The organism is Fastidiosibacter lacustris, assembly GCF_003428155.1.
GTDB lineage: Bacteria > Pseudomonadota > Gammaproteobacteria > Francisellales > Francisellaceae > Caedibacter > Caedibacter lacustris.
The window spans coordinates 23,347-33,427 of the sequence record NZ_QLIR01000018.1 but is presented as its reverse complement, the minus strand read 5'-3'; the positions used below and the strand labels follow the sequence as shown (position 1 = coordinate 33,427).

At 35.0% G+C, this 10,081-nt stretch carries 9 protein-coding genes; 4 read left to right on the top strand and 5 right to left on the bottom strand.

Translation table 11 applies throughout. The annotated features are described in order from the left end of the window. The first annotated feature begins 558 nt into the window (after window positions 1–558). The 4 genes from DNJ77_RS08235 to DNJ77_RS08225 are packed head-to-tail and all read left to right on the top strand — an operon-like array spanning window position 559 to window position 3,842. Entirely contained in the window at window positions 559–1,107 is a 549-nt protein-coding gene (locus tag DNJ77_RS08235; RefSeq protein WP_204723382.1) for a vWA domain-containing protein, read from the top strand. A 54-nt stretch (window positions 1,108–1,161) separates the two neighbouring features. Continuing rightward, the gene (locus DNJ77_RS10045; protein WP_204723381.1) at window positions 1,162–1,392 is read left to right on the top strand and encodes a hypothetical protein; all 231 of its coding nucleotides are present in this window, start codon (window positions 1,162–1,164) and stop codon (window positions 1,390–1,392) included. A 3-nt stretch (window positions 1,393–1,395) separates the two neighbouring features. Beyond that, on the top strand, window positions 1,396–2,118 hold the full coding sequence (locus DNJ77_RS08230) for a hypothetical protein (RefSeq protein ID WP_116964512.1): 723 nt from the start codon (window positions 1,396–1,398) through the stop codon (window positions 2,116–2,118). An 8-nt stretch (window positions 2,119–2,126) separates the two neighbouring features. Further along, entirely contained in the window at window positions 2,127–3,842 is a 1,716-nt protein-coding gene (locus DNJ77_RS08225) for a protein kinase family protein (protein ID WP_116964511.1), read from the top strand. 214 nt (window positions 3,843–4,056) lie between these two features. Here DNJ77_RS08225 and nuoN read toward each other — a convergent pair whose 3' ends face one another. From nuoN to DNJ77_RS08200, 5 genes are read right to left on the bottom strand one after another with little or no spacing between them, the layout of a single operon-like run. Next, on the bottom strand, window positions 4,057–5,499 hold the full coding sequence (nuoN, locus tag DNJ77_RS08220) for an NADH-quinone oxidoreductase subunit NuoN (protein ID WP_239986777.1): 1,443 nt from the start codon (window positions 5,497–5,499) through the stop codon (window positions 4,057–4,059). An 8-nt stretch (window positions 5,500–5,507) separates the two neighbouring features. Then, window positions 5,508–7,121 carry a complex I subunit 4 family protein gene (locus DNJ77_RS08215; protein ID WP_116964510.1) on the bottom strand — a complete coding sequence of 538 codons (1,614 nt, stop codon included), beginning with the start codon at window positions 7,119–7,121 and terminating at the stop codon, window positions 5,508–5,510. Between the two features lie 24 nt (window positions 7,122–7,145). After that, window positions 7,146–9,155, bottom strand: a complete 2,010-nt coding sequence (nuoL, locus tag DNJ77_RS08210; protein ID WP_116964509.1) for an NADH-quinone oxidoreductase subunit L — start codon at window positions 9,153–9,155, stop codon at window positions 7,146–7,148. A 4-nt stretch (window positions 9,156–9,159) separates the two neighbouring features. Continuing rightward, window positions 9,160–9,477, bottom strand: a complete 318-nt coding sequence (gene nuoK / locus DNJ77_RS08205; RefSeq protein ID WP_116964508.1) for an NADH-quinone oxidoreductase subunit NuoK — start codon at window positions 9,475–9,477, stop codon at window positions 9,160–9,162. After that, complete coding sequence (locus DNJ77_RS08200; RefSeq protein WP_116964507.1) at window positions 9,474–10,076, bottom strand: NADH-quinone oxidoreductase subunit J; 603 nt, start codon at window positions 10,074–10,076, stop codon at window positions 9,474–9,476. Before DNJ77_RS08200 ends, nuoK begins: the two co-directional genes overlap by 4 nt. Window positions 10,077–10,081: the final 5 nt, after the last annotated feature.

Genomic DNA, 10,081 nt, shown 5'->3' with positions numbered 1-10,081 from the left:
AAAGTGTCGCTTGAAGATACTTTAGAACAACACTTTTAATCATCTAAGGTTTCCTTACATTCACTTTACCTCAAATACAGATGGTATCTTAAAATTCCAGTATCGCTGTAATGCTTTGTTGTAAAGAGTTGTTGTTTTACGTTGATCAATGCTAACACCAAGTAATTTTGTCGTATTTCAAGCTATTGGTTAAACCACTCACTCGTTATGGCTTGTTCATACAAATGAAGGACATAAAAGCGCTTTGCTTTCTCAGTTCTAAACTATATGACATTCATTTCATAAACTTTTGATAACAATTGGCACTATTACATAAGTAGGGTTTATTTTGGGATCACCATATTCATAAAAACTCACCACAGATAACAGAAATTATGGATGATAAGAGAATAATAGAACAATAGATTACACAGTCGAAATCAGCAAACTTTAAAAAGTCAAAAAATCATAATCGCGGTTGTGGATTTTGAATCATTCACATCAAACTGCATAATATAGGATTACAAATAATTGTAAATTTTGTATGATATATGGCAGCTTATAAATATGGAGGTTAATATGATGTATCAAGCAGAAATTAGTAGAACTAACCCAACTGCCTTTATTTTTTTAATTGATCAATCTTTATCAATGACAGATAAAATGAGTTCTGGGAAGAGTAAGGCTGAGTTTGTTTCTGATGCATTAAACAGAACATTAATGAATCTTATTACACGTTGTACAAAATCTGACGGCACTAGAGATTATTTCCACGTTGGAGTTATTGGCTATGGTGATGGTGAAGTTAGAAATGGTTTATCTGGTGATCTTGGTAATCAAATAATGCAACCTATTTCAAAGATCGAAGCTAATCCAGTTAGAATTGAAAAGAGACTTAAAAAAGAAGATGATGGTGCAGGCGGTATAATTGAACAAGAAATTCACTTTCCAGTATGGTTTGAGCCTGAAGCATCCGGAGGAACTCCTATGTGTGCAGGTCTAACTAAAGTGGCTGAAGAATTAGTGAATTGGTGCGATATACATCTAGACACATATCCCCCTACTATATTACATCTCACAGATGGTGAATCAAATGATGGTGATCCATCATGTGTTGCCGATAAATGACGGCAAATATCTACGAAAGATGGACAAGTTTTATTACTTAATATTCATATAAGTATGCTTAAAGATGATGCAATAAGATTTCCATCTCATGATCATAATCTACCCGATCAATTTGCTAAAATGTTATTTAAAATGTCTAGCCAATTACCAGAACACTTAGTTAGATTTGCTCAAAATAAGGGGCATCATGTATCTGCTGAATCTAGAGGATTTATGTTTAATGCTGATGCACCTGAAATAGTTGATTTCTTTGATATTGGAACTAGAGCTAGTCAATTAAGATAAAACATGAAAGTTAAATTTCAAGGAACAATTCCTAAAGAATCCACTGAATTTTCAAGTAATGAAGATGTGTTCTGTATAAATTATGACAATAAAAAGGTTGTACTATGCGATGGTGCCAGTGAATCATTTGCGGCAAAAGAATGGGCAACTGTATTGGCTAATCAGTATATTGAATCAGAATGCATCAATGCCGAATGGCTTGAAAAAGCCAGATTTAATTATTCTATTCAATTTGATAAATCTGACTTTAGTTGGTCTAAATTAGCATCATATAGCCGGGGTAGTTTTTCAACTTTACTAGGTCTTACTTTTGATGAAGATAAAAAGAAAGTTGAATTATTATCTATTGGCGATTGTATAGCTATCCTTTTTGATGGCAATGTGAAAATTAATACTTTTCATTATCTTGAATCTTGTGAGTTCTCTCATCGACCTTTATTGTTAGCATCTGAAAGTAAATATGACAGTTTTAGTAATGATGACGTTATTAGTGAAATTAACACAGGAGTATGGGACTTACAGCATTTTGAATTTCCACATATTTTAGTTATGTCTGATGCTTTAGGTGAATGGTTTTTAAAAATGTATGAAAGAAATAATACATCTGAATGGAGTCAACTTTTAGAAATAGAAGATACAGAAAGCTTTTTGAATTTAATAGAGCATAATAGAAAAAATAACTCCATTAGACTAGATGATACAACTTTAATTAGTCTTAAACTTTAGGATTACTTATGCCTTATCCAAGCCTTGAAAATTACCAAGAAGCATTACAAAATCCTAAAGGATGTTTTAGTGATCATGAGCTTAAATATGCTATTTTCAAAAAAACTGGATTAGGAGTTCCATTAGCATTATGTGGTGGATTTGCATTAACATACATAGCTCAATATAATCACAAAAAATATGCAATTCGCTGCTTTCATAAAGAATCGAAATCACTTGAAGCACGTTATGCGGAAATATCTAAAAATATTAACAAACTAAATTCAAATTATTTTCTTAATTTTGATTTTATAGCTAATGGCATATTAGTAAAAGGGAAAAAATACCCAATTATAAAAATGGATTGGGCTAATGGAGAAACCCTTGGTGAATTTATTGAGAACAATCTAAATAATCCAAGTGCTTTAATAAAACTTAATCAATCATTATTGGGTTTAAATATATTTTTAGAAAAAAATAATATAGCACATGGAGATATTCAAATTGATAATCTTATTGTGAATAGTTCTGACTACTCTGTGAAATTAATAGATTATGATGGAATGTTTTTTGAAGGTATAAAAAATTTAGGTAGTGCTGAACTTGGGCAGCGAAACTTTCAACATCCAGAAAGAGAAAAAATAAACCCTTATGATAACAAACTTGATAGATTCTCATTTATATCACTTTCTCTAGCAATAGACGTGTTACAAAAAAGACCTGATATATGGAATGAAAGTGCTTCAGGTGATGCAATTGTATTTAAGGCTAATGATTTTAGAGATCCAGAATCTTCTAAAATTTTCAATAGTATTTTAAGAATAAATGAGTTAGAGGATAAAGCTAAATGGTTTATGTCTATCTGCAAAAGCTCTTATCTATCAATACCAACTCTTAGCGATTTTTTAAATGGTTGCAACATTCCTACTAGCAATCATTCATTAACTCCATTTAGTGAAAAGAATTATATTGCAGCATTTCCAGTGGTTGATGCTACCGATTATAATCTAGCATATTCTTTGATTGGAACTAAAGTAGAATTAATTGGGAAAATACATAACTACAAATCAGGCACGACAACAATTAATCAACCATACGTTTTTTTAAATTTTAGCTCCTATTCTAAAGGAAAAAAAATGATAAAAATAGTAGTATGGAATTGTACACCTAATGATATTAAAAGAGTTGGTAGTTTAGATAACTTAGTTTCAAAATGGATAAGTGTTAGTGGGATGTTCTTAACTCATAAAAGCGCACCTAATCAAATACAAATGGAGCTTAAAAATATTAACCAGCTATTTATTATGAATGAACAAGATGCAAAGTTTCGATTAAATAAAACTAAAGCTGTAATTCCTAATATTAAGGATAATAATAAAGGTATTTTAGATGATTTAAAGCATATTAAAAATCATGATAAAACAATAAGTAAGATTACTTCATTTCCACAACAATCAAATAAAAACATTAGTTTATTAAATGATATAAAATCGATGAAAAACACAATAAATAAACCACAAACTGTTAGTCAATCTACTATTAAAAATAATGGAAACCGTAATACTCATTTTGGTCAGAAATCACCTTTCAGTTCTAACAATTCTCATAATTCATTATCTAAATTAAATACTAAAAGCTCAGTAAATAAACCATTGGAAAGAAAAAATATTGATGACAATTCTACTAAGATTTTCTTTTTCATTACGATCTGTATAGCCATAGTAATTTTCTTTTGGTTGGCTTAATGTAAGCGCTCCACAGACCACATCTAACATTTTAAATTTCTAAGTGTCAAATCTATCCTATATCTTATGATAACCATTTTGAAATATAGATTGGATAATGTGAATATTTATTAGAATGACTATACATCACTGGTAATTACTGAAACAACTTAAAGTAAAGTTAAGATAGAAAGTTAGGACTCTATAGTGCTAGAAATACTCCTAATAATAAAAATCAAAACAGCATATAAATTGGTGTAATAAGTGTAACAAGAAGTGCTGGGAATACCCCTAATAGTAAAATCAGTCCGGTGTTAATACTCAAGCCAAACAAAGTAACTTTATTGGCATAAACAGGGGTCTGGTTTTTAGGTAACTCAAAGTACATCACTTTAATAACACGTAAATAATAATATGCAGCAATGACAGACATGATAAGTGCATAAATAGCCAAACCTAGATGCCCTGTATCAACCAAGCCCATAATCACAAAAAGCTTAGCTGTAAAACCTGATAACGGTGGAATACCTGCCATTGAAAACATGACGATCAACATTAGAAAGGCAATCCACGGATTACGACGGTTCAGTCCTGCAAAGTCACCTAGGTTTTCAACATCATTACCTTTAACACTCAATACGATAAGTACACCAAAAGCTGCTGCTGACATAAGTACATAGATGATAACATAAAATAATGCAGTTGATACCGCAAAAGCAGTGGGATTCAAAATAAGCGCTAACAACACAAATCCGACGTGCGAAATCGTGGAATAACCTAATAAACGCTTAAGGTTCTTCTGGGCTAGCGCCATCAAGTTACCAAAGAAGATCGAAATCACTGCCAATACCATTAATACTTTTGTCCAGGCAAAGGATTGTGCTGGCATTGCAATCATTAGAATATTAACAAGCATTGCAAAAGCGGCAACTTTTGGTACTGACGCTAAAAAAGCAGTCACTGCATTAGGTGAGCCTTCATAAACATCTGGTACCCACATATGAAAAGGCACAGCTCCAAGCTTAAAAGTAGCCGTTGTAATCATTAATACCATAGCGATTAACACGATATCCATATGTGCAGCTGTTGGATTGGTAAGGTATTTACCAATTTCAGTTAAATCCAGACTGCCAGTAATACCATAGATAAACGACATTCCATATAATAACAAGCCTGATGCTATCGCTCCTAATACAAAGTATTTAATTGCTGCTTCAGCACCTTTAGCAAATCCGCGGCGAATCGCAAGAAGTGCATAAAGCGGTAAAGATAAAAGCTCTAATCCAATGTAAATAGTTAATAAACTATGTGCTGAAGTTAACACCAGCGCCCCCAAAATAGACAAAAGTGCTAACACATAAAACTCACCTTGCGGTAACTGCCTATCTTCTATGTATTCTTTACAATAGATAAACACGAAAAACGCAACTAACACAATAACTTCTTGCAATACAAAAGTTAGTTCGTTGGATAGAGTTTGCCCTTCAAAACCGACATGGACGTGGCTTAACAAAGACTTCAATAAAATCCAAGACGCAATAATTAAAAATAACTGAGTCAAAATATAGGCGATATTCTTAACTCTCTTGCCCCAAAACAAGTCAGATAACATCACTACAAGTGCGCCAATACTCAAGGTAATTTCAGGTAATACAGTGATAATATTTGCTAACATCATATTTAATCTTATCCTATCGTTATCGCATGTGCAGCTTGGATGATATGCGTTGAAGCCGCAGAAGAAAGTTGTAAAATCGGCTCAGGATAAACACCAAACAAAATCGTTGGTATTGCCAACAACACAAGCACAAAAATCTCAAGTCCAGAAATATCTTTAAGTGTCGCCACTTGTGTGGTTACTACTTTACCAAAGAACACCCTCTTATACATCCAAAGCGTATAAGCAGGTGCAATGATAAGTGTCAATCCTGCTAACAGTGCCACCCAAGGAGAATATTTAAACACAGCTAAAATAATTAAAAACTCACCGACAAAACCACTTGTGCCTGGGAGTCCGACGTTTGCTAAACAAAATAACATAAAAAAAGTCGCAAATATTGGCATTGAACGGGCAACACCTTGAAAATCAGCAATATTACGTGTTTGCATCCGTAAATATAAATAACCACAACCAATAAACATTCCACCTGACGAAAAAGCGTGAGCAATCATCTGAAACACCGCACCTTGAATGGCAAACTGCGCATCCGCCATTCCAAGCATGTGATCTGGATTATTTTTTACTAAAAGAAAGATCGAAAACATTGCCAATGTCACTAATCCCATATGTGAGATGGATGAGTAAGCAATTAAGCGTTTAAAATCAGTTTGAGCAATTGCAACAATCCCAACGTATACAATAGCAATGAGGGACATAACAATTAAAAACCAATCCAACATAGCAGTAACTGCTGGAATCAGAGGCAACACAAAGCGTAGGAAACCATATGCACCTAGCTTTAACATCAAAGCAGCCAAAACAACCGAACCACCCGCGGGTGCTTCTGAATGCGCATCTGGTAACCATGAATGAAACGGCCACATCGGTATTTTAACGGCAAAAGCCAAGAAAAATGCACCGAACAATAGCAATTGCGTCGTTAGCGTAATATTGATCAATTGCCCTATGTTATTAACTTCCGTTGCCCAGAAGATAAAGTTTTGGATCGAGAACGTGCCACTATCCACAAGTGAGCTAGTGGGCAAAGCGGCTACTTGTCGTTGTATGTATAAAAACGCAAGCAATAAGAAGATAGAACCTGCAAAGGTATACAAAAAGTATTTAAGAGCTGCATAGGCCTTTTTCTTACCGCCCCAAATACCAATACCCAGAGTTGTTGGAATTAATAATGCTTCCCAGAAAATATAGAAAAGCATAGTATCCTGTGCCATAAAAACAGCATTGGTTAAGCCTGTTGTAATCAAAAAGATCGCCATGTACTGTCTTAAACGCACCTTGATACTATGCCAAGCCGCCAGCACAATTACAAGGTTGGTGAAACTTGTCAAAATAATAAACAATACAGAAAAACCGTCTACACCAAGATAGTAATAAACGGCATCTTTATTAGCAAACAAACTAAACCAACGTACACGCTCAACAAACTGCATTTGTGCAGTGGTTGGATCAAACTCAAGATATAAAGGAATACACAATAGAAGCGTTATCACCGCCACTGCCAGTGCCGTCCAACGCGCTGCTTCTTTCTTGCCATCAGGAGATTTTGCCGCAAGCACAATAAAGCCGCCAATAACCGGCACCCAAATTAGTAAACTCAGTAAATAATGAGTTATAAACATAATATTAACTTTCCTCTAAATGCCCTAGTTTACCCAAAAAATAAGCCATGTGATTAATGCCAATACACCGATCAAAAGCACCAACGCATAATCAAACAAATAACCACGCTGAACCTTGGTCAGTTTCTTACCAGTGAAATAAATTAAATTTGCACTACCTTGCACAGCAATTTTATCGATCATAAAGATATCAACGACAACCCATAAAAATTTACTCAATAACCTCGTACCTTTAACAAACACCAAGTCATACAGTTCATCAATAAAGTATTTTTTTACTAACACATAATGCAAAATACCCATACCTGAGCGTACGTTGGCGAGTGTCTTTGGAATATTTGGCATCAAAACATAAAAGATATAGGCTAGAATCAAAGCTAAGACTGCTAACCAAAAAGGAGCAGTATGCAGGGAGTGCATAATGTAGTCCCAAGGTGTTTTCGTTATTGCTTCTTCTGCCAATACGCTAATTACGGTCATGTTACCTAATTGCGGTTGCATATATTGCGCAATAGTATTGCCAAAGAACCCGTCTGAATTAGCTGTATTTGGTGTTAACGCTAGTTCAAAGAACAACATACCCATAAAAATCGATGGAATGGCTAGCAAAATAAGTGGAATCAAAATACTCCAAGGTGATTCCTTTATATGTGCCTTAGTATGCGCGTCCATTCTTGGCTGACCATGAAAAGTCATAAAAATCATTCTAAAAGTATAGAATGGAGTAACAAATGCACATGCCAATACTAAATAATACGCAAATTCATGACCAGGTAAAGTAGTGATTTCTGCTGTTTCAATGATTAAATCTTTTGAGAAAAAACCTGCAAATGGAGGGATAGCTGCAAGCGCCCAACCACCAATGATCATACAAATATAGGTAATAGGCATGTATTTCCGCAATCCACCCATTTTACGCATATCTTGCTCGTGATGAAGCGCAACAATCACCGAACCTGCTGCCAAAAATAGTAAAGCTTTAAACATCGCATGGGTCATTAAATGGAACATACCGATTGAAAAACCCGATGCGCCTTGAGCAACCATCATATAACCCAATTGAGATAATGTACAATAAGCAATAACGCGCTTAATATCCATCTGCACAATTGCAATCAACCCCATAAACAAACACGTAATGGCGCCAATAATCATCACAAAGCTTAAAGCCGTTGTCGAGTGAACAAACATCGGAGATAAGCGCGCTACCATAAACACCCCTGCTGTTACCATCGTTGCAGCATGGATCAAAGCAGAAATTGGTGTTGGACCCTCCATTGAGCCTTCTAACCAGGTATGTAATGGAAACTGAGCTGATTTACCCATTGCACCAACAAACAACAGCACGCACATTAAGGTAATTGGACTAAACTTCATGCCTAAAAAGGAAATCACTTGGTTATTATCCAAATTGGCTATAGTAGTGAACACCGTACTATAATCAATGGAATTGCAGTAGTAAATGACCGCAGCAATGCCTAATAAAAAGCCAAGGTCACCAACCCGATTAATAATAAATGCACGTAAACTTGCCTCATTGGCTGAGTCTTTATCAAAGTAATAACCAATAAGCAAATACGAGAATAGACCAACACCTTCCCAACCAAAGAAAAGTAATAAAAAGTTATTACCCATGACTAAGCACAACATAGCAAAAGTAAAGCCTGAAATGTAAGCAAAGAAGCGCGCATAACCTGCTTCACCACGCATATAACCAACTGAATAGATATGGACTAAAGCTGATACGAAAGTCACAATCACCATCATAAAAGCAGAAAGTCTATCGACAGTGAAGCTTACTTTCATGCCTAAACTTGGAAAAAGAGCCCAGTTAAAATAAGTTGCTGTATAAACAGCATTATTTAGATACACGCCTAAAGCTAAGACCACACTTAGAATAAACGACAACCCAACCAAGCCAATGGTAATGCAATTCACACCAATAGGCTGGACTTTCTTAGCAAAAAAGCCCGCCGCAATTGCACCAAATGCTGGCGCCAAAATGATGATAGCAATAATAAAATCAATACCCATTGACCTAACCTTTTAGTGTATTAAGTTGACCAACATCAATTGTCTTACGTGTTCTAAATAACACCACAACAATCGCTAAACCAATCGCTGCTTCTGCTGCTGCAACAGTTAAAATGAAGAATACAAACACCTCACCTGTGTTTTGCTTTAGCATACTTGAAAAGGCAATAAAATTCGTATTTATCGCCAATAACATTAACTCTATTGACATCAATAAGATCAACAAGTTACGACGATTGATGATAATACCAGCAACACTCAGTGAAAAAATAATGGCACTAAAAATAAGATAATGCGTTAAGGGCACAGGAATACTTGTCATTTAGGTTCTCCCTTATTAGTCTTTTCAGACTTCATTTTAACCATTGTCAAACGATCTTTAGCCTGAGTTTTGATTTGTAATGCGGGGTTCATAGATTTATTACCTGGTTTTTTACCACGGAAAGTAAGCGTGATAGCCGCAACCATTGCAGCTAACAAAATCATACCTGCAAGCTCAAAAGTATAGAGATATTTATCAGAAAACAGCTCACGTCCTAGGTTTTCAACTGTACCTAATCCCCCTGTGAGCACTTTACCGCTAAACGTATGTGTCGCCACAATTGAAATCAACACAGCCAAACAAACACAAAGCACAATTACAATCGGCCAATAGAAAACAAGCTTTTTTTGCTTAATGATGATATCGATATCAAGCATCATCACCACAAACAAGAACATAACCAAAACCGCACCGACATAAACAACGATTAAAAGTAAAGCCAAGTATTCTTGTTGCATAGTTAACCACACCCCCGCTGCTGCAAAGAAAGTAAATACCTTAGCAATCACTGCTCGCACTGGGTTTTTAGCACTAATCACCAGCAAAGCACCTAAAACAGTGAGGGTTGCAAAAACGTAAAATATAATGTTAACGCTCATCTTGG